This is a genomic window from Variovorax sp. HW608 (assembly GCF_900090195.1).
In the GTDB taxonomy this organism is placed as follows: Bacteria; Pseudomonadota; Gammaproteobacteria; order Burkholderiales; family Burkholderiaceae_C; genus Variovorax.
Map to the genome: position 1 here is coordinate 5,412,421 of NZ_LT607803.1, position 19,704 is coordinate 5,432,124.

14 protein-coding genes, 1 tRNA gene and 1 pseudogene are annotated in these 19,704 nt (G+C 68.2%); 7 read left to right on the plus strand and 9 right to left on the minus strand.

Annotated features, from left to right (window positions below):
- Positions 1-72: 72 nt before the first annotated feature.
- Positions 73-1,323 carry a CaiB/BaiF CoA transferase family protein gene (locus VAR608DRAFT_RS25655; RefSeq protein ID WP_088956634.1) on the minus strand — a complete coding sequence of 417 codons (1,251 nt, stop codon included), beginning with the start codon at positions 1,321-1,323 and terminating at the stop codon, positions 73-75.
- Positions 1,324-1,445: 122 nt separating this feature from the next.
- Between VAR608DRAFT_RS25655 and VAR608DRAFT_RS25660 the strand changes: the two genes are divergently transcribed.
- Positions 1,446-2,384: a LysR family transcriptional regulator gene (locus VAR608DRAFT_RS25660; RefSeq protein ID WP_088956635.1), complete on the plus strand. Its 939-nt coding sequence runs from the start codon at positions 1,446-1,448 to the stop codon at positions 2,382-2,384.
- Positions 2,385-2,388: 4 nt separating this feature from the next.
- Here the strand turns inward: VAR608DRAFT_RS25660 and VAR608DRAFT_RS25665 are convergent.
- Positions 2,389-2,462, minus strand: a tRNA-Gly gene (locus VAR608DRAFT_RS25665).
- 496 nt (positions 2,463-2,958) lie between these two features.
- Between VAR608DRAFT_RS25665 and VAR608DRAFT_RS25670 the strand changes: the two genes are divergently transcribed.
- The 3 genes from VAR608DRAFT_RS25670 (at position 2,959) to VAR608DRAFT_RS25680 (ending at position 6,768) form a co-directional block, all read left to right on the plus strand.
- A complete protein-coding gene (locus VAR608DRAFT_RS25670) occupies positions 2,959-3,906 on the plus strand; it encodes a transcriptional regulator (protein ID WP_231972961.1) in 948 nt (315 codons plus the stop codon).
- Positions 3,907-4,097: 191 nt separating this feature from the next.
- Positions 4,098-5,204 carry a glycosyltransferase gene (locus VAR608DRAFT_RS25675; RefSeq protein ID WP_088956636.1) on the plus strand — a complete coding sequence of 369 codons (1,107 nt, stop codon included), beginning with the start codon at positions 4,098-4,100 and terminating at the stop codon, positions 5,202-5,204.
- Positions 5,197-6,768: a hypothetical protein gene (locus VAR608DRAFT_RS25680; RefSeq protein WP_088956637.1), complete on the plus strand. Its 1,572-nt coding sequence runs from the start codon at positions 5,197-5,199 to the stop codon at positions 6,766-6,768. The genes VAR608DRAFT_RS25675 and VAR608DRAFT_RS25680 overlap by 8 nt, the downstream gene beginning before the upstream one ends.
- Here VAR608DRAFT_RS25680 and VAR608DRAFT_RS25685 read toward each other — a convergent pair.
- The 6 genes from VAR608DRAFT_RS25685 to VAR608DRAFT_RS25710 form a co-directional block, all read right to left on the minus strand.
- The gene (locus VAR608DRAFT_RS25685) at positions 6,753-7,715 is read right to left on the minus strand and encodes a cupin-like domain-containing protein (RefSeq protein WP_088956638.1); all 963 of its coding nucleotides are present in this window, start codon (positions 7,713-7,715) and stop codon (positions 6,753-6,755) included. The genes VAR608DRAFT_RS25680 and VAR608DRAFT_RS25685 overlap by 16 nt on opposite strands.
- Positions 7,716-7,849: 134 nt before the next feature.
- Positions 7,850-8,782 carry an SMP-30/gluconolactonase/LRE family protein gene (locus VAR608DRAFT_RS25690; protein WP_088956639.1) on the minus strand — a complete coding sequence of 311 codons (933 nt, stop codon included), beginning with the start codon at positions 8,780-8,782 and terminating at the stop codon, positions 7,850-7,852.
- A gap of 27 nt (positions 8,783-8,809) precedes the next feature.
- Positions 8,810-9,778, minus strand: coding sequence for an ABC transporter permease (locus VAR608DRAFT_RS25695; protein WP_088956640.1), 969 nt, complete (start codon positions 9,776-9,778; stop codon positions 8,810-8,812).
- 8 nt (positions 9,779-9,786) lie between these two features.
- On the minus strand, positions 9,787-10,773 hold the full coding sequence (locus VAR608DRAFT_RS25700; RefSeq protein ID WP_088956641.1) for an ABC transporter permease: 987 nt from the start codon (positions 10,771-10,773) through the stop codon (positions 9,787-9,789).
- The gene (locus VAR608DRAFT_RS25705) at positions 10,770-12,296 is read right to left on the minus strand and encodes a sugar ABC transporter ATP-binding protein (RefSeq protein ID WP_088956642.1); all 1,527 of its coding nucleotides are present in this window, start codon (positions 12,294-12,296) and stop codon (positions 10,770-10,772) included. Before VAR608DRAFT_RS25705 ends, VAR608DRAFT_RS25700 begins: the two co-directional genes overlap by 4 nt.
- A gap of 17 nt (positions 12,297-12,313) precedes the next feature.
- Positions 12,314-13,435 carry a sugar ABC transporter substrate-binding protein gene (locus VAR608DRAFT_RS25710; RefSeq protein ID WP_088956643.1) on the minus strand — a complete coding sequence of 374 codons (1,122 nt, stop codon included), beginning with the start codon at positions 13,433-13,435 and terminating at the stop codon, positions 12,314-12,316.
- Between the two features lie 199 nt (positions 13,436-13,634).
- Between VAR608DRAFT_RS25710 and thpR the strand changes: the two genes are divergently transcribed.
- Genes thpR through VAR608DRAFT_RS25725 form a run of 3 tightly spaced genes read left to right on the plus strand, consistent with a single transcriptional unit; the run spans position 13,635 to position 19,309 of the window.
- Positions 13,635-14,165, plus strand: a complete 531-nt coding sequence (gene thpR / locus VAR608DRAFT_RS25715; RefSeq protein WP_088956644.1) for an RNA 2',3'-cyclic phosphodiesterase — start codon at positions 13,635-13,637, stop codon at positions 14,163-14,165.
- Positions 14,166-14,195: 30 nt separating this feature from the next.
- The gene (locus tag VAR608DRAFT_RS25720) at positions 14,196-15,167 is read left to right on the plus strand and encodes a diguanylate cyclase domain-containing protein (protein ID WP_088956645.1); all 972 of its coding nucleotides are present in this window, start codon (positions 14,196-14,198) and stop codon (positions 15,165-15,167) included.
- 8 nt (positions 15,168-15,175) lie between these two features.
- A complete protein-coding gene (locus tag VAR608DRAFT_RS25725) occupies positions 15,176-19,309 on the plus strand; it encodes a PAS domain S-box protein (RefSeq protein ID WP_088956646.1) in 4,134 nt (1,377 codons plus the stop codon).
- On the opposite strand, the pseudogene VAR608DRAFT_RS25730 reads toward VAR608DRAFT_RS25725, so the two are convergent.
- Positions 19,275-19,632 (minus strand): annotated as a pseudogene (locus tag VAR608DRAFT_RS25730) (DUF2784 domain-containing protein). The gene VAR608DRAFT_RS25725 and the pseudogene VAR608DRAFT_RS25730 overlap by 35 nt on opposite strands.
- Between the last annotated feature and the right edge of the window lie 72 nt (positions 19,633-19,704).

Below are 19,704 nucleotides of genomic sequence, written 5' to 3' on the forward strand. Positions count from 1 at the left end.
CGGCCGGGCGGCTCACTGGACTACCCTCGCGCAGCGGCGCTTCGGGATTCGCCTTCGGAACGGCCGGGCGGCTCATGCCACGGCTCCCTTCGCGCGCAGCGCCGCAATGTCGCCCGCGGCCAGTCCCAGTTCGGAAAGAACGCTGTCGGTGTCGTCCCCCAGGTGCGGCGCCGAAGTGCGCACGGTGCCCGGCGTGAGCGAGAGCTTGGGCACGATGCCCGGCACGTCGATCTCGCGGCCGTCGCGCGTGGTCTGGCGCAGGATCATGTCGCGTGCGCGGTAGTGCGGGTCCTCGTGGATGTCCTTCGCGGTATAGACGCGGCCTGCGGGCACGCGCGCTTCGCCGAGTGCCGAGAGCACCTGCGGGAGGGTGCGCGGCAGCGTCCATTCGCCGATCGCGGCATCGATCTCCTCGACGCGCGCCGCGCGGCCCGCGTTGCTCTGCAGATCGGGCGCGCTGCCGAGTTCGGGGCGGCCGACGACCTCCATCAGGCGGCGGAAGATGCTGTCGCCGTTGCCGGCGATCAGCACGTAGCCGTCGGCGCAGCGGTAGGCGTTCGACGGCGCGATGCCGGGCAGGGCGCTGCCGGCCGCCTCGCGCACCGCGCCGAAGGCGCTGTATTCGGGGATCAGGCTTTCCATGACGTTGAACACCGCTTCGTGCAGCGCCACGTCGATGACCTGCCCCGGTCCGCCGTGCACCGCGCGGTGGTAGAGCGCCATCAGCACGCCGATGGTGCCGTGCAGCGCCGCCAGCGAGTCGCCGATGGAGATGCCGGTGCGCACCGGCACGCGGCCGGGTTCGCCGGTCAGGTGGCGCAGGCCGCCCATCGCCTCGCCGATCGCGCCGAAGCCGGGCAGGTCGCGGTACGGGCCGGTCTGGCCGTAACCCGAGATGCGCAGCATCACGAGGCGCGGATTCAGCGCCTGCAGCGTTTCCCAGCCCATGCCCCAGCCTTCGAGCGTGCCGGGGCGGAAGTTCTCGATCAGCACGTCGGCCTCGGCGATCAGCCGACGCGCGATGTCCTGGCCCTCGCTGGCGCGTAGGTCGAGCGCGATCGAGCGCTTGTTGCGCGACTGCACCTGCCACCAGACCGAAGTGCCGTCCTGCAGCATGCGCCAGTTGCGCAGCGGATCGCCGCCGCTCGCAGCGGGGCGCGCCGGGTCGGCAGGCGGTTCGATCTTGATGACGTCGGCGCCGAAATCGCCGAGCGTCTTGCCGCAGAAGGGGCCGGCGATGAGCTGGCCCATTTCGACTACGCGCAGTCCGGCGAGGGCGCCCTGGATCGAGGCGGCGCCGGGTTGGGGGTGGGGTGCTTGCATGGGCATCGTCCGTGAGGGTGCGCGAATGATGCAAAAGGGCGCCCGGGCCGCAAAGCAGTCATTGGCGAGGCTGCCATCGCAAAACGCGATGGCAGATCGCGCCGGGGTGTCTAATGCGGCGCATGAAGCTCGATCCGGTCTCGTTGCGCCTCTTCGTGGCGGTCATGGAAGAAGGCACCATCGCCGCCGCGGCCCAGCGCGAACACATCGCGCCGGCGGCGGCGAGCAGGCGCATCAGCGAGCTCGAGGGCGTGCTCGACACGATGCTGTTCGAGCGCAGCAACCGGGGCACACGATCCACGCCCGCCGCGCATGCGCTGCTCGGCCTCGCGCGCAACGTGCTCTACGGGCTCGACGACATCGCCGAGCAGATGGCCGGCTTCGGCGCCGGGCTGCGCGGGCACGTGCGCGTGTTCGCGAACATCTCGGCCATCACCCAGTTCCTGCCGGACGAGCTGCGCAGCTTCATGGCGGCGGCGCCGATGGTGCAGGTGCACCTGCAGGAGCGCATCAGCACCGCCATCGCGCGCGCCGTGGCCGACAGCACGGCGGACATCGGCATCCTCAATGCCGGCGACTACGGCGAGTCGCTGAGCTTCCTGCCCTACCGCAGCGATGAACTGGTGCTGCTGGTGCCGCGCGGCCATGCGCTGGCACGCCGACGCCGGGTGCGGTTCCGCGAGGCGCTCGCCTACGAATTCGTCGGCGCGCATCCGGGCAGCGCGATCAACGCGCTGCTGCACCGCCTGGCGAGCGAGGCCGGCCAGCCGCTGCGGCTTCGCATCCAGGTCAGCGCCTACGACGCGATGGCACTGATGGTCGCTGCAGGCCTGGGCATAGGCGTCCTGCCACGGCTGAGCGCGAGGCTCTATGTGTCGTCACTGGGGATTCGCACGGTGTCGCTCGACGAAGCGTGGGCCAGCCGCCAACTGGTGCTGGCGGTGCGCTCCATCGAGGCCCTGTCGCCGGCCGCGCGCATGCTGGTGGACCATCTGGCCGATGCGTCGCGCAGGGGAGGGCAAACGTCGCCGGCGGGGCCCCGGACCGGGGGGAATGAGTGAGTCTTGGAGCGGGCGAAGGGAATCGAACCCTCGTATGAAGCTTGGGAAGCTGCCGTTCTGCCATTGAACTACGCCCGCGCTGGCTGCGGATTCTAGCGTGGCGCCTGATGGCCATCACCTCGTGGTCGTCCACGATGGGACGACTTCCGTCACGACTGCCGGCATCGATCCGATCGAGAGCGATCGAGACGATCTCGTGGGGTGGCGGCTGCGGATCGCGGCTGGACTCTGCCTCCGCTCTATGCCCCCTGTGCGTTCCCGGACAATTGACGTTTTCGCGCTTGCGTGAAACATTCCGTCTTACATGTCTCGAATTTGAAAACCGGTGTAAGCAGGCATGGCGCGGGCAGCGTTCCGCACCGGTGGCGGAAGGCTTCCTGCTGGGTGCACGGAGAGAGGAAGGTGTTCCTGTGAGACCCGAGCGCGACCCGGTGGCCGACCGCATCAAGGAAGCCGCCGGCAGCGCCGCTCGCCTGCCCATCGACTGGCTGCGCCGCACCACGCGCAGCACGGGTGGACCACCTGTGTCGGCGCCGGCGGCCGGTGATTCGAGCAGACTGAAAGGAGCGATCCCATGGAGATGTCCACGGTTCCAGCGGTGCATGATGCGACATTGCCCGACAAATGGATCGAAGCGAATTCTTCGGTGTTTCGGGAGAATTTCGACCGGATGAGTTTCGAGGTCAGCCACCATTTGGCATTGCATCCGCTCTTTCAACTCCCCCAATTGATGGAGCTGGCGGAGCGAACCCTGAAAACGCGCCCATCGGATCTTTACTACGACATGGGCAACGTCGCTCCCGGTCAAAAATGGAAAGATACGGGTCGTGTGTTCTCCCCACTGAAAGCATTGAGGCAGCTCGAGGATTCAAGCGCCTGGTTCATTTTCAGAAGCACGCAAAGAGATCCCGCCTACACCGAGCTGTACAGGCACGCGATCGCGGAGATCAAGGATATGGTTGGCGGCGGTATCGAATCCAAGATCAGCAGGGAAGACATCATCATTTTTGTGACATCGCCGAAGCGGGTGACGGCATATCACATAGATCGTGAATGCAATTTCATTCTTCAAATTCACGGGAAAAAGGATCTGCATGTCTTCGATCGTGAAGATCGGCAGGTTCTTCCGGAGGAAGAGCTTGAGCGATACTGGTCGGTCGACCACAACGCACCAAACTATAGACCCGAACTGCAGAACCGCGCGCGCTCGTACAAATTGGTTCCTGGAAATGGCGTACACGTTCCGGTCAACTGCCCTCATTGGTTGCAGAACGACGACAATATCTCGGTGACCTTGAGCGTGAATTTCCAATTCATAGATTCCATGCGAGCGGATGTCTATCGGGCCAACCATTACCTCAGAAGGCTTGGAATCAATCCCAGCCCGCCCGGACGGAGTTCCCTGCGTGATCGAGCCAAGGTCATGGCATTTTCAATCGCGAATGCCTTGACCCCATTGAGAACGGACCCGCTTTCAACTGAGCCCCTGTCTCAAGCCAGGAGGTCCGAAGGGAGGAAATGATTTTGCAAGGCATCACTTGATCTGTTCGTTGAAACAGAAAATCGGTTGATTGGAAGTCCCGTTCTGCCATTGAACGACGCCCGCGCAGGTCGGCATTCCAGCGTCGTGAAGACGCGCCCTCGTCCCACACCAGCGGCAAAAGCGCGGTGCCTAGGCTGGCCGGTCCGAAACATTGACGGGTCGATGGGCGTATGGAGATTCTTGTTGTCGTCGGGACCTTGAGCGGTCAGGGTGGAATCGAGACTTGCGTGCAGTCGCTCGCGCAGGAAGCGCGAGCCAATGGCGATCATGTCCGGGTGCTCGCGTTGTGCCCCAGCACCGTCGACGGGAGCTGGCACGAGGGGCTGGACTACGGCGAGATGCCGAACGGGTCGCCGTCGCTGAGGCGGCAGGCCATCGAAAGCCTGCCCGCCGTGGTTCGCGCGTGCCGCCAGCAGCGGCCGGACGCCGTCATCGTCATCTACAGCTCGTCGATTCCGCTGGCGAGGCTCGCGCTGTTCCTCGCGGGGCTGAAGCGGCCGGTCATGGCGTGGCTGCATTTCTCCGACGCGCTCAAGCAGCGCACCAGCCTGCTGCGCTTCGCGCACGGCCACATCTGCATCAGCCAGCCCATCGTGGAATCGACCCGAAGGCTCGCAGGCATCCGGCCCGAGAACGTCCATCTCGTGCACAACGGCACGCGCGTCGATTCGACCGCGCCGATCGCGCGCAGCGCACAGGGGCCGCTGCGGATCGTCCACGTCGGCCGCCTCACCGTGGGAGGTCAGAAGCGGACCGACGATCTGCTGCGGGCGCTCGCAACGGTCGAGGGCGACTGGCGACTGCAGGTCGTCGGGACGGTCGCCCTCGCCGGCGACGCCGGCAAGCTGGAGGCGCTCGCCGATGCGCTGGGCATCGCCGATCGCATCGACTGGGTGGGCTGGCAGCCCGACCCATGGGCCGCACTGGAGCGCGCGGACCTGCTCGTCCTCTGCTCGGCCTTCGAAGGCTTCCCGATGGTGCTGATCGAGGCGATGGCGCGCGGCATTCCGTGCCTCAGCAGCGATTGCCCGTCCGGCCCGTCGGACATCGTGCGGCCGGGGCAGAACGGGTGGCTCTATCCCGTGGCCGACTACGACGCACTGGCCGGCCGGCTCCAGGCCATCGTGGCCAATCGCTCGCTGTTGCCGGCCCCGGATGCGGTACGCGCCTCCGTGCGGCCGTTCAGCAGCCGGGCGGTGTTCCTGAAGATCAGGAAGGCGATCGAACAGACCCGCGGCAGCGCTTGCCCGCCGAGCTCCGTCCCCATCCATGAGTGACGATCGCCGGACGAAGGCGCTCTGGGTCGTGCTGACCTGGGCCGCCATCACCATCTTCCTGTCGATGCGGCACGTGATCTGGCGCGACGAGATGCGGGCGCTTTCGCTGGCATTGCAGGGCGACGGCTACGGCGAGATGCTGCGGTCGCTCGGCGACGGGCACCCGGGCCTGTGGCACACGCTGCTTCGCGCGGCCCACTCGCTGGTGCCGACGCCCGCGGTGCTGCCGGTCGTCTCGATGGTGGTCGCGCTGGCAGCGGTGGCCTTGCTGGCCTTTCGCTCGCCGTTCAGCCTGCCGGTGATCGCCGTCTTCCTGGCGGGGCGCGCGCCGCTGTACGAGTACTCCGTGATGGCGCGCAACTACGGCATCAGCATGCTGCTGATGTTCGTCTTCGCTGCCTTGTACCGGCGCTGCCGCGCGCGTGGCGTGGCGCTCGGCATCGTGCTGTTCCTGCTTGCCAACTGCAACGTGCATTCGGCGCTGCTGGTGGGCGCGTGGCTGCTGTTCTGGCTGCTCGACCTGTGGCTGGACGAGCCGCGCGAGCCTGCGGCGCTGCGGAATTTCGTGCTCAATGCGGCGATCGCGGTGGCCGGCATCGCGGTCTGCGCGGCCACCGTCTTTCCGACCACCAACGATCTCGCGCAGCTCGACCTGGGCGATACGTCGATCCCGAAGGCGATGCTCGAGGGCCTGCTGCTGCCGGGCGGGACCTTCGGCGAACTCACGGGTTTTCCGCGCCTCGGGGCGCTGCTCGGCCTGCTGTCCGCGCCGACCTTCCTCCTGGTCGCGGAAGCGCTGCTGTCGCTGATCCTCGCCGGCAGCACGCTCGTGCTGGTCCAGAGGCCCGCTGCCCTCGTCGCGGCGCTGGCGGCGCTCTTGGGCCTGTCGTGCCTTTTTGCGGTGATCTACAAGGGTGCATACCGGGATCAGGCGCTCTGGCTGGTGTTCGTGATGAGCCTGTACTGGATCGCGAAAGCCGATCCGGCGCGACAGGTCGCGCAAAGGGACCCCTGGATGGGGCGGCTTCGCGTCCTGGGGGTGGCGCTGTTCGGCCTGCTCCTGATGATCCAGGCGCTGTACGGGGCCCTGATGTTCGAGCGCATCGCGCCGGAGGGCGCGGCGGAAAGCCGCAGTCGCGATCTCGCGCAACTCATCGAGCGCAAGCCGGAACTGGGCGACGCGATCGTCATCGCCGACCCCGACTACCTGGTCGAGCCGCTGCCCTATTACAAGCTGCGCAATCCGACCTTCCTGATGCGCGAGCAGCGCTTCGGCAATGTCGTCACCTTCACGCGCGATGCCCGGCTCAGCCTGAGCCTGGACGAGATCCTCGGGCAGGCCAGGCAACTGCGCGAGGCCAACCACCGGCCGGTGCTGATCCTGCTGCGCGAACGGCTCGATCCGGCGGCGCCGGCGCGCACCGTCAAGGAGTCGTATGCGTGGCAGCTCACGACGAGCCCCGCGCAGGTGCGGAACTTCCTTTCATCGACGCACAAGCTCGCGAGTTTCGGCCCGGTGATCTGCTGTTCCGACGAGACTTTCGACGTCTACGTGCTGGGCTGAGTGGGCCATTGCATCACCCGCCTGCGCGCCTGCCACAGCTTGATCGGGCCCCGCACCGCATTCGATGCGACGGCCTTGACGTGATCCACGGCCTCGTTTTCTCCGATCGGATGCGGCGACATGCCCAGCCGCCTCAGGATCTCGTTGAAGCTGTGGGCCTTGGTCGCCATGTCGGACTTGAGGGTGCGGAAGGTGAAGGCGAGCGAAACGGAAAGGCCGTCCAGGGTATGGACCCTGTGCGGCGCGATGAACGGGTGGTGCACGCCGATGCCGGGCTTGAGGTCGAAGTGCATCGCCTTGGACTCGAAGGACGGCTTGTAGGTCGGCCGCCAGGCGCCGAAGGCGGAGAGCAGGTGGTCCTTTTCCGCGGGGCTCAGGATTTCCTCGTCGGCGGGGTCCCAGAGCAGCACTTCCTTGTCCCCGCGCACCTGGAGCAGGAAGTTCATCTCGCGGTCCATGTGGTAGGGCGTCACCGCGCCGCTGGTCGAGACGAAGATGTAGGTCGAGAACCAGGTGATGACCGGATCGATGTCCGCGATGGCGGCGCCGATTTCGGCCAGAAGGCCCGCGATGAGCGGCCGATAGGTCGGATCGCGCTCCGGGTTGTAGATGCAGATATAGGCCTTCAATTCCTCGAAATGCGCGAGCGTTTCCTCGAGCGAGAGGCCGTCCCGGTAGCGGTCGTAGGACGAATCGAAGTGGGCATTGCCGGGAATCACGCCCCGCCGGAGCTTGACGAAGTCCTCCGGCAGTCGCCGGCACAGCGCGAACAGCGACTCCAGCGTCAGGAGCGGATGCTCGGCCAGGTGATGGCGGACGATGAAGGGCCGGCGGTTGTACGAACTGCCGACCGCTTCGGGATCGAAATCGAGCAAGCCGCCGGATCGCGGCTTCCCGTCGGCGGCGAACGCGGCGGCCCGTTCGCGCGGGACGAACTCTCCAAGCATCGTGACCTCCTCCCAGGAAAGAACCGGTGTTCGTGCATCGCATGCACGCGGGAGATTGAAAACAAAAGGTTACTCGTTTGCAGAGTTGCCGCATAGGGGCAAACCCTTGGATATGCCTTCCGGCAGAGGTCAGGTCAGGCGCCGTTTCGGCGCGCCGCCCGCGCATTCAGATACACCGCGTAGAGCGAGGTCGTGGCGCAGATGAAGAGCCGGTTGAGCTTCGGACCGCCGAAGCACACGTTGGCGACGACCTCGGGCAGGTGGATCTTGCCGATCAGCGTGCCGTCCGGCGTGTAGCAGTGCACGCCGTCGCCCGCGCTGCTCCAGAGGTGGCCATTGGCGTCGATGCGAAAGCCATCGAAGAGACCGTTGCCGCAGGTGGCGAAGACCTCGCCGCCGCCGAGACTGCGGCCATCGTCCGCGACCTGGAAGCGGCGGATGTGGCGCGGGCCGTCCGCGACATGCGTCGCGCCGGTGTCGGCCACGTACAGCAGCCGCTCGTCGGGCGAGAAGGCCAGGCCGTTGGGTTGCACGAAGCCATCCGCCACGCGCGCCACCGAGCCGTCCTGCGGATCGATGCGAAAGACGCAGCGGTCGCCGATCTCGCTCGGCGCGGCGTCGCCTTCGTAGTCGCTGTCGATGCCGTAGCTCGGGTCCGAGAACCAGATGCTGCCGTCGGACTTCACCACCACGTCGTTCGGCGAGTTGAAGCGCTTGCCTTCGTGGTGCGATGCGAGCACGGTGCGCGAGCCGTCGTGCTCGGTGCGCGACACGCAGCGTCCGCGATGCTCGCAGGAGACCAGCCGGCCCTGCAGGTCCACGGTGTGGCCGTTGCTGTTGAGCGCCGGCTGGCGGAAGACCGAGACCGAGCCGTCGGTTTCGTCCCAGCGCATCATGCGGTCGTTCGGGATGTCGGACCACACGAGATAGCGCCCGGCCGCGAACCAGGCCGGCCCCTCGGCCCAGCGGCAGCCGGTGTAGAGCTTTTCGACGTGCACGGTCGGGAAGATGAGCCGGCTGAAGCGGGGGTCGAGCACCTCGTAGCTGGCGGCGGTTTCGATCGTCATGGAGTCTCCTTGGGAATCCGGGTGTGCTCAGCCGGTCTGCCGGCGGCCGCGGCCATAGACCAGCAGCATCGTGATGATGACGACGCCATAGATGACCTGCCGCCCCATCTCGGGAATCTGCATCACCGAGAGTATCGATTGGAGCAGGGTGATCAGGATCACCCCGACCACGGTGCCGAGGTACGCGCCCTGGCCGCCGAGGATGTTGGTGCCGCCCAGCACCACGGCCGCAATGGCCGGCAACTGGTAGGCGTCGCCCATCGCCTGGTAGGCCTTGGTCGAATAGCCGGTCAGGAGCACGCCGGCCGCCGCCGAGCACGCGCCCGCGATCACGAAGCACAAGAGCGTCACGCGGCGCGTGTCGATGCCCGACAGGTACGCGGCGCGCTCGCGGTTGCCCACCGCGTAGATCGCCCGGCCGAAGGTCGTGCGATGCAGGAGGAACATCGTGGCCGCGCCGAGCGCGATCCACACCAGGAGCGCGTTCGGAATGCCGAGCAGCGAGCGGCCGGTCGCGATCAGGTGCATCGCGGGCGTGGCGCGGTCCTGCGGCGCGAAGCCGCCGGTGTGCACCACGATCAAGCCCTGCGCGACCGCGTTGATGCCGAGCGTGAAGATCATCGAGGGCACGCGCAGGTAGGCCACGCCGATGCCGTTGACCAGCCCCAGTGCCGCGCCGCACAGGATGCCGAAGGGGATCGCGATCGCCGCGCCCGCGCCGCCCCACCAGCCCGCGGCGGCGGCCGACATCATGCCGCCTACCGTGACCAGCCACGGCACCGAGAGGTCGATGCCGCCGAGCAGGATCACCAGCATCGCGCCGGTGGCGATCACGCCGAGGAAGGAGGCGATCTGCAACTGCAGCAGCAGGTAGTCCGGCGAGAGGAAGTTCTTCGAATAGAGGCTGCCGACGAGCAGCAGCGCGACGGTGCACAGCGCGCCCGCGAGCACCGGCAGATGCCCCGATCGCCTGAACCGCAACGCTAGGCTGCTCATGCCTGGCCTCACCGGAAGATCTCGAGCCGGTTGTCGACCTTGAGCAGCCGCAGCGACCCGAAGCTCACCGCGGCCAGCAGGATCACGCCCTGGAACAGCGGCTGCCACAGCGGCTCGAGGTCGAACACGAAGAGCAGGTCGCCGATGGTGCGCAGCACCAGCGCGCCGAAGATCGAACCGATCGCGCTGCCCGAACCGCCGGCGAGCGAGGTGCCGCCGATCACTACCGCGGCGATCGAGTTCAGCGTGTAGACGCCGCCGATGGCCGACGAGGCCTCGCCCGAGTAGGTCACGAAGGTGAGCAGCAGCCCGCCGATGGCCGCCAGCAGGCCCGCGAGCGTGTAGGTGACGATCTTCGCGCGGCCGATCGCGACGCCGGACATGTAGCTCGCGTTTTCGGACGAGCCGATCGCCAGCGCCGCGCGTCCGGTCACCGAACGGCGCCAGGGTACCCATACCAGGAGCACCACCACGATGAGCACCACCAGCATCGTGGGGATGCCGCCGGGCAGGGCGCCCGTGAGCGCATCGGCCAGGCCCGCCTGCACGTCGCCGCCCGGCACCGGCCGCAGGCCCAGCGCGAGGCCGAAGTAGATGATGCCGGTGGCCAGCGTGGTGATGATCGGCTGCAGGCGGCCGTAGACGATGATGATCCCGTTGATGAAGCCGCACAGCGCGCCGGTCGCCAGCACCGCGACCACGCCGAGTCCCGCCTGCAGCGGCGTGCCGAGCACGAGGTGCGAGGCCATGCAGTTGGCGAGCACGAACACCATGCCCACCGAGAGGTCGATGCCCGCGGTCAGCACCGGCAGCGTCTGCGCCATCGCGACGATCGCGAGCAGCACGCCCTTGTTGGCCGCGGTGGTCAGCACCGGCGTGCTCCAGCCGACCGGATGCTTGGCGATGTAGAGCGCGAAGATGACGACGAACATCGCCGCGGTCGCGAGGACGGCGCGGTGCTCGCGCAGGTAAAAGCGCCAATCGGCGTGCTTCATGCTGCGGCCCGTTCCAGGTTCAGGGCGCTCGACACCAGCGCCCGTTCGGTGAGTTCCGCGCCGGCCAGCCAGCGCACGATCCGCCCGTCGTAGAAGACCGCGACGCGGTCGCAGCAGCCGATCAGCTCCGCGTAGTCGGTCGAATAGAGCATCACTGCCGCGCCCTCGTCGGCCAGCGTGCGCACCAGTGCATAGATCTCCTGCTTGGTGCCGACGTCGATGCCGCGCGTCGGGTCGTTCAAGAGCAGGATGCGCGGCGCATTGATCAACCATTTTCCGATCACCACCTTCTGCTGGTTGCCGCCCGAGAGCGTGGCGACCGGATCGCCGGTGTCCGGCGCCTTGATCGACAGGCGGCGCACCATCCGCGAGACCGCCTCGGCCTCGTCCGCAGCAATCAGCACGCCGGCACGGCTCAGGCGGTCGAGCGCGGCGAGGCTCAGGTTCTCCTTGACCGACATGGGCAGCATCAGGCCGTCGGTCTTGCGGTCCTCGGGCACCAGCGCGATGCCGAGGCGCCTGCTCTTGGCCTGCCTGGGATCGCGCACCGACGCGGGCCGGCCCTGGAGGCGCACCTCACCGGTCACGCCGCGCAGCACGCCGAAGAGCGAAAGGAAGAATTCGCGCTGCCCCTGGCCGTCGAGCCCGCCGAGCCCGACGATCTCGCCGGGCCACACCGCCATGTCGATGTCGTGCAGCCGGTTGCTCCACGAGAGGGCGCGCGTCTCCAGGGCCGGTGCGCCGCCGGCGTCCGCGGCACGCGGCGGCGGCTTGGGCGGAAAGGCGTGCGCGATGTCGCGGCCGATCATCATCTCGATGGTTTCCGCGTCGCTGCGCGTGCCGGCCTCGAAGGTCGCGACATGGCTGCCGTTGCGGAATACCGAGCAGTCGTCGGCCAGCTCGGCGATCTCCTTCATGCGGTGCGAGATGTAGATGATCGCGAGGCCTTCGCTGCGCAGGCGCTTGAGCAGCGAAAAGACGCGCTCCACGTCCGCCGTGGTCAGGGCCGAGGTCGCCTCGTCGAGGATCAGGATCTTCGGATCGCGCGCGAGCGCCTTCGCGATCTCGACCATCTGCCGCCGCGACAGCGTCAGGCTATCGACCGGCGCCAGCGGGTGGATGTCTTGCGCCCCCGCGCGTGCCAGCGCGGCCTCGGCGATGCGGCGCTGCGCCTGGCGGTCGATCAGGCCATGCCGGCGCGGCGGATTGGTGATGCAGATGTTGTCCGCGACAGAGAGGTCCGGCATCAGCGACAGCTCCTGGAAGATGCACGCGATGCCGGCCGCGACCGCCTCCTGGGGATGCGAGAAGCGGCGCTCCGTGCCCTCCAGCACGATGCGGCCCTCGTCGGGCTGCACCACGCCGGCCATGATCTTGATGAGCGTCGACTTGCCGGCGCCGTTCTCGCCGAGCACCGCGTGGATGCGGCCCGGTGCAGAGGCGAAGCTGGCGCGCTCCAGCGCCCGCACGCCGCCGTAGCGCTTGGAGACGTCGACCAGCCGCAGGATCGGTGCCAAAGCCAAAACGGTCGTGTTGCCGCTCAGTTGTTCTTCTCGTCCTTCGACATGATGTCCGTCGCCTTGAGGTTCACGTCGCAGGGCGGGAAATCATTCGTGGTGAAGAAGTTGTCGGTGAGGTCGGGGAAGTAGTTCTCGCCCGCCTCGAAGTTCGGATGCGTCGCCATCGGGATCGGCACCGAGATCATCTGCGGCATCACCTTGCCCTGCAGCGCGGCCACGGCGGCCTTCATCGAGATCGCGACCAGACCCGGCGACTGGCCGAGCGAGGCGCACACCAGGCCATCCTTGGCGTGCTCCACGCACAGCTTGCGGAAGCCGTTCTCGGCCTCGCCCGCAACCGGAATCATCTTGTGCTTGGCGTCGATCAGCGCGCGCACCGCGCCGGTGGAGCCGCCCTGCACGAACATGCCGTCGAAGTTCTTGTGCACCGCCACCGCATCGGCGACCGCCTTCTGCGCGGTGCCGTCGTCCCAGTTGCCGACGACCTCGACCACCTCGAACTTGTTGCCCGGCGCTTCCACCACCTTGCGGAAGCCGAGGTGACGGTCGCGGTCCACCGAGTTGCCCGGCACGCCGCGCACTTCGAGCAGCTTGCCGCTCTTGCTCGGGATGTTCTTGACCACCCATTCGCCGGACTGCTGGCCGATCCCGAGCTGGTCCTCGTTGACCATCATCACCTGGTCGCTGTCGAGCACGTTGTCGAAGGGCACGACCACCACGCCGGCCGCATTCGCGCGCTTGATCACCGGCGCGAAGGCGGTGGGGTTGACCGCGATCGTCACGATCGCGTCGTAGCCCGAGTTGATGAAGTTGTCGATCGCCGCGATCTGCGCCGCGACGTCGGTGCCGGTGGAGACGATCTTGAACTCCTTGATCTGCGACTTCATCTCCGGCGTCGCCGCGTAGGCCTTGGCCATCTTGATCATCTGGATGCGCCAGGTGTTGCCCACGAAGCCGTTGGCGAGCGCGATGCGGTACGGCCCCTTCTTGGCCGGCCACTGGAAGTACTTGGTGCTGGCGTCCCAGGGCTTGAAGCAGGCGGGGTTCTCGCCCGGGCCGCTGACCACCGAGGGGCCGGCCGCCATGGCGGATGCGCAGGCGAATGCCGCGGCTGCGGCGACGATGCGGGTGCGAAAGATCATTGCTGTCTCCTTGTTCTGGACGTGGGGCCCGCCTGAACGTGACCGCCCAAGGGGCGAAACAATGCCGCGCACACCTGCACATCGTCCTTTTGGGCAGGTTGCACGATCATCATACAAATTCGCCTTTGCACGGCCGGCTTGGGAATTACCCTTGCCGGGGGCTTTCGATGCCTCCGGTGCACGTAACCTTTGATTGCAGATGAACGCCCTCCACGAATCGACCCGGCGTCTCTTCATCGGGCTGTTCCCGGGGCCGGCCGTGCGTGCCGCCATCGAGGCGCATCGCAAGACGTGGGCGTGGCCGGCGGGCGTGCGGCTCACGAACGGGGCGCGCATCCACATGACGCTGCACTTCCTCGGCCCGGTGGAGCGCGCGCGCGAACCGCCCCTCGCGCAATGCCTGGCCGACGTGCGCATGCGCGGCATGACGCTGCTGCTGCGCACGCCCGAGGCCTGGCGCAACCCGATCGCCGTGCTGATGCCCGACGAGCACGAAGGGCTGCGCGCGCTGCACGAGGGCATCGTGCGGCAGGTCGAACGCGCCGGCTTCGTCGTGCCGCCCGAACGCTGGGTGCCGCATCTGACCCTCGCGCGCAGGACGCGCGGCGCGGTGCCGCCGGGCGGGATGGCGCCGATCGCCTGGCAAGTGAATGAATTCGTACTGGTTTGCTCGCACACCGCGTATCCGTCGCGCTACGAGTTCATCGCGCACTATCCAGCAAAGGGCTGATGGTCAGGGTGCTTGCGGCAGAATTTATCGATGAAGAAATTTCCGGTGGAGGCGAGCCTTCTGCTCGTCGATGACGATCCCAGCATCATCCAGGTGTTGAGTCTCATACTTTCTGATTACTCGACGCTTCGTTTCGCCACCAGCGGTGCCGACGCGCTGCAACTCAGCAGGGAGGCAACGCCCGATCTGATCCTGCTCGATGCGCAGATGGGCGACATGAGCGGCCTCCAGGTCTGCGAGGCGCTCAAGGCCGATCCCGCGCTGGCCGATGTGCCGGTGATCTTCGTCAGCAGCCACCAGGAATCCGAGCTCGAAGTCGCGGTGCTCCAGCTGGGCGCGATGGACTTCATCCGCAAGCCGTTCGACGCCGAGCAGGTGCTCGCGCGCGTCAACACGCAACTCAAGCTCAAGCGGCTGTCGGACGACCTGCGCCGGCTGTCGCGCGTCGACGGCCTCACGGGGCTGGCCAACGAGGCCGCCCATGCCGAGACGCTCGCGCGCGAATGCGCCCGCGCCGCGGAGGCTCGGCAGGCGATCGCCCTGGTGCTGCTGGAGGTCGATTTCTTCCAGTCCTTCGAGGCGCTCTACGACCGCAAGGCCACCGACGCCTGCCTCGCGGCCGTTGGCGATGCGCTCTGCCGCAGCATGCGGCGGCCGGGTGATGTCGCCGCCCGGATCGATCGCGAGCGCTTTGCGCTGGTGCTCCCCGACACCTCGGCCGACGACGCGCTGCATGTCGCGAACCGCGCGCTGCGCGCGGTCGAGTTGCTCGACATCAGCCACCAGGGCTCCGCGGTTTCGCGCCACGTGACTTGCAGTGCGGGCGTGTCTTCCGTCGACGCGGCGCGGCGTGACGAACTGGCAGCCGCCGGTGTCAGCGCGGTCGACGCGCTCGGCGCCGCGGCCGCGAAGGCGCTTGAGATGGCCGTCGCCGCGGGCCGCGCGCAGGCCGCTCTGGTGGCTCACGAAGTGCTGCCGGCGCCTGCCGTCGACGCGGGCTGAACTCTCCCGTGGGGATTCGTGAGTCCGCGCGGTCCCTGGTCTGGCTGATCGTCGGCCTTGGCGGCGCGATCGGCGCCGCATTGCTGCAGCATCAATCGAACGAGTCGCTGGCGCAGGAGCGCTTCGACGCGGTCGCGCGGCGCGCGGTGGAGCAGCTCTCCTCGCGCATGCATTCCTACGAAACCGGCCTGCGCAGCGCGCGCGGCGCGGTGATCGCCGCGGGCGGAGAGGGCGGCATCACCCGGCTGCGTTTCGCGCAGTTCATGGCCTCGCGCGATCTGGAGCGCGAGTTTCCGGGCGCGGGCGGATTCGGCTACATACGGCGCGTGCCGGTCGCGGAGGAGGCCGCCTTCGTCGCTGCGGCGCGGCTCGACGGCAAGGCCGACTTCCGGATCCATCAGCTCGGCCCGAACGAGGGCGAGCGCTTCGTCATCCAGTTCTTCGAGCCCTCCGATTCGAACAGTCCGGTGATCGGCCTGGACGTCGCGTCCGAACCCAAGCGGCGCGCCGCCGCCGAACGGTCCATGCGCAGCGGCGAAACCACGATCAGCGCGCCGATCACGCTGATCCAGACGGAGCCCAGGAACGCCGGCTTGCGTTCGGTGATCATGCTGCTGCCGATCTATCGGGCCGAGGCGCAACTCGGCAGGCTCCAGCAGCGGCAGCGCCGGTCGTCGGCGGCGCGCGGCATGCCGGACGAGGTCTTCGGCTGGGCCTATACGCCGCTGCGGATCGACGAGGTCCTGAGGGACTTCGATTTCCAGGACGGCGATTTCGCGATGTCGCTCGTCGACGCGACGCCCGGTGGCCGGCCCGAGCGCTTCTTCACTTCGCCGCGGCAGCCGGACGCCAAGGAGACGGAGCTCAAGACCTCGCTGCCGCTGCAGCTCTATGGGCGGACCTGGCAAGCGGAGATCACGGCGCAGCCGCGCTTCGTCAACCAGCTCAACCTGCGCAGCCCCTGGTCGATCCTCCTGATTGGCTCGGTGCTGGCGATGCTGCTGGCGCTGCTCTCGTTCGTGGAGCAGGTCACCCAGCGGCGCAAGGCACGCGAAGGCGAGCAGCGCTCGCGCCTCGCGGCCATCGTGGCCAGCTCGAACGACGCCGTCATCGGCTGCCGGCTCGACGGCCGGATCACCGACTGGAACGCCGCGGCCGCGAAGATCTTCGGCTACAGCGCCGAGGAGGTGCAGGGCCAGCCGCTGCAGTCGCTCCTGCTGCCGCCGGACTACGTGCAGGAAGAGGAGACGCTGCTGCGGCACATCGCCGACGGCAAGTCGGTCGCCGCCTTCGAGACCTTCCGCCGGCACCGCGACGGATCGCCGGTGGCGGTGTCGGTGGCCGCGGCGCCGATCCTGGCGGCGGACGGCCGCGTGGTCGGCGTCGCCGAGACGATGCGCGACATCACGCACGAAAAGGCGAGCAAGGCGCACATCCTCGAGCTCAACGCCACGCTCGAGCAGCAGGTGCAGCAGCGCACCGCCGAGCTGGCCGCGCTGTCGCAGCGCGAGCGCGCGATCCTCGACGGCGCGGCGAGCGCGATCATCGCGACCGACGTGCGCGGCGTGGTGACGCTGTTCAATCCGGCGGCGGAGGCCTTGCTGGGCTACTCGGCCGCCGAAGTCGTCGACCGGATGGAGATGAACGGCTTCCACGATGCGTTCGAACTCCAGGGGCGGGCCATGGCGCTCACCACCGAGGTGGGCCGTGCGCTCGAAGCCGGCGAGGTCTACGCGCCTGCGCCCGGCACCGGCCGTGCGCAGGCGCGCGAGTGGACCTACGTGCGAAAGGACGGCAGCCGCGTTGCGGTGCACCTGAACGTGAGTCCGCTGCGCGATGCGCAAGGCGCGGTGCTCGGCTTCATCGCGATCGCGACCGATCTGTCGGAACGCAAGGCGGCCGAACTGCGCCTGCGCTCGAACGAGCGCTTCATGCGCATCGTGACGGACAACATCCCGGGCGTGGTCGCCTACTGGACGCCGGACCTGCGATGCACCTTCGCCAATGACGCGCACGAGCGCTGGCTGGGCCGCAAGGCCTGGGAGATGGCCGGCATCACGATGGAAGAGCTCCTGGGGCCGGTGCGCCTGGCCGAGAACCAGCCCCTGATCCGCGCCGCGCTCGCCGGCGAGGACCAGCGCGTGATGCGCACCCGCGCGATGGTCGATGGCAGCGTCGTGCACTACTGGCTGCACTTCATCCCGGACCGGGACGACGCCGGGGTGGTGCAGGGCTTCATCACGGTGGCGGTGGACGTGACCGACATGCGCGAGGCGCAGGCGCAGCTCGAACAGCTCAACGAGGCGCTCAACGAGCGCAGCGCGCAGGCGGAATCGGCGAGCCGTGCCAAGAGCGAGTTCCTCGCCAACATGAGCCACGAGATCCGCTCGCCGCTCAACACCGTGCTGGGGCTGGCCTACCTGCTGCGCCAGACCGCGCTCGACGATCGCCAGCGCGAGCTGCTGCAGAAGATCCAGACCGCCAGCACCGCACTGCTCGGCGTCATCAACGACATCCTCGACATCTCGAAGATCGAGGCCGGCGAGATGGTGATCGAAGCGACCGAGTTCGGCCTGCGCGAGCTGCTCGAAGGCGTCGTCGAGATGGCGGCGGTTGCAGCCGGCAACAAGGACATCGCGCTCAGGCTCGACGCCGACGATGACCTGCCGCCACGGCTGTGCGGCGACGTCACGCGCATCCGGCAGATCCTGGTGAACCTGCTGAGCAATGCGGTCAAGTTCACCGCCAGGGGCTCGGTGCGTCTGCAGGTGCACGCGGTGGCGCGCGACGAGCATGCAGTGCGCCTGCGGCTTTCGGTGACCGACACCGGCATCGGCATCGAACCCGCCTTGCTCGACCGCCTGTTCACGCCTTTCATGCAGGCCGATTCGTCGACCACGCGGCGCTTCGGCGGCACCGGGCTGGGTTTGTCGATCGTCAGGCAGCTGGTCGAACTGATGGGCGGCGAGATCGGCGTCGCCAGCACGTCGGGCGTCGGCAGCGAGTTCTGGGTGGTGCTGCCGCTCGACATCGCCGGCGATGACGATGCGTTTCCGATGCCCGACGAGCCGCTTCCGGTCCGGCGGCTCGAGGGGGCCCGCGTGCTGGTGGTGGACGACAGCGCGACCAACCTCGACGTCTGCCGCCACATCCTCGAGCATGAGGGCGCGCGCGTGAGCCTGGCTTCCGACGGCGCCCAGGCCGTCCTGCAGTTGCGCGCCGCACCCGATGCCGTCGATGCGGTGCTGATGGACGTCCACATGCCGGGGCTCGACGGCAACGAGGCGACGCGGCGCATCCGCGGCGAGCTGGGCTTGCGCGACCTGCCGGTGATCGCGTTGACCGCGAGCGCGCTGATCGCCGAGCGCGACCGCGCGCTGGAAGCCGGCATGACGGATTTCATCAGCAAGCCCTTCGAGGTCGAGGCGCTGGTCCGCATCGTGCGCCGCTCGGTGGAGCGTGTGCGCGGCGCGCAGTCCGCGGCGCAGTCCGCGGCGCCGGCCGGGCCGCTCGCCGCCGGCACGCAGCCGCCGCCGGACTGGCCGCGCATCGAGGGCATCGACGCTGCGGATGCCTTCGCGCGCCTGCTGGGCGACAAGGCGCTGCTGCAGAGCGTGCTGCGCGGGCTTCTCGGCGAATACGCCGACCTTGCCGGGACGACGCCGGACGAGGGCGGCCTGGACGAAGCCCTGCGGGCGCGGCTGCACAAGCTTCAGGGCAGCGCGGGCGTGATCGGCGCCCGCGATGTCCGGCAGGCGGCGCAGGACGGCGAGACGGCGCTGAAGGCCGGCGACCGGGCGGCGGCCGGACGGGCGCTGCAGGCGCTGAACGCGGCGCTGCGCGTTCTCGAAGCGTCCGCTCGCCCGTGGCTGGACGCCAAGGAGGATGCGCACGAACCGGAAGAAGCGCCGCCGATCGATCCCGAGGGGCTTGCCCTGCTGGTCGATGCGCTGGACCGGCAGGACCTCGCCGCCATGCCCTGGTTCGAGGAACTGGGCCCTGCGCTGCGTGCCGCGCTCGGGGATGAGCGCTTCGCGCAATTCGACGCTGCGGTCCGGTCGCTGCAGTTCCGCCGCGCCGCCGCGCTGCTGCGCGACGCATCGCTGGTCAGCGACGCAGAAGCAGCCGCGCGTACACCATGAGGTTGACGAGCGCGACCAACGCGCCGAGGCCGATCTGCACGCCGCGCGTGAGCCCGTCGGGGTAGATCGCCGGCAGCAGGTAGTGCTCGATGAAGCCGCCGCCGTAGCCCGCGAGCCCGGCCGCGCGGCGGAACTCGTTTTCCAGCGGGGTCAGCGGGCAGATGCGGCCCGACCACTCGATCCAGATCGCCCAGGGCGACCGCCGGCAGGTGCAGCCACGCGAGCCGGGGCCAGCGCCACACCGCTGCGCCGCCCGCGAGGACGAAGAGGATGAACAAGCCATGCAGCACCAGCACGGCGTCGGCCAGGATGCGTTCGAGCATGGGGCCAGATTCTTCCCCAAACCTATAATCGAATGTTCAAGCAGATCAAGCAGTTAGGTGGGTTCGATGCAG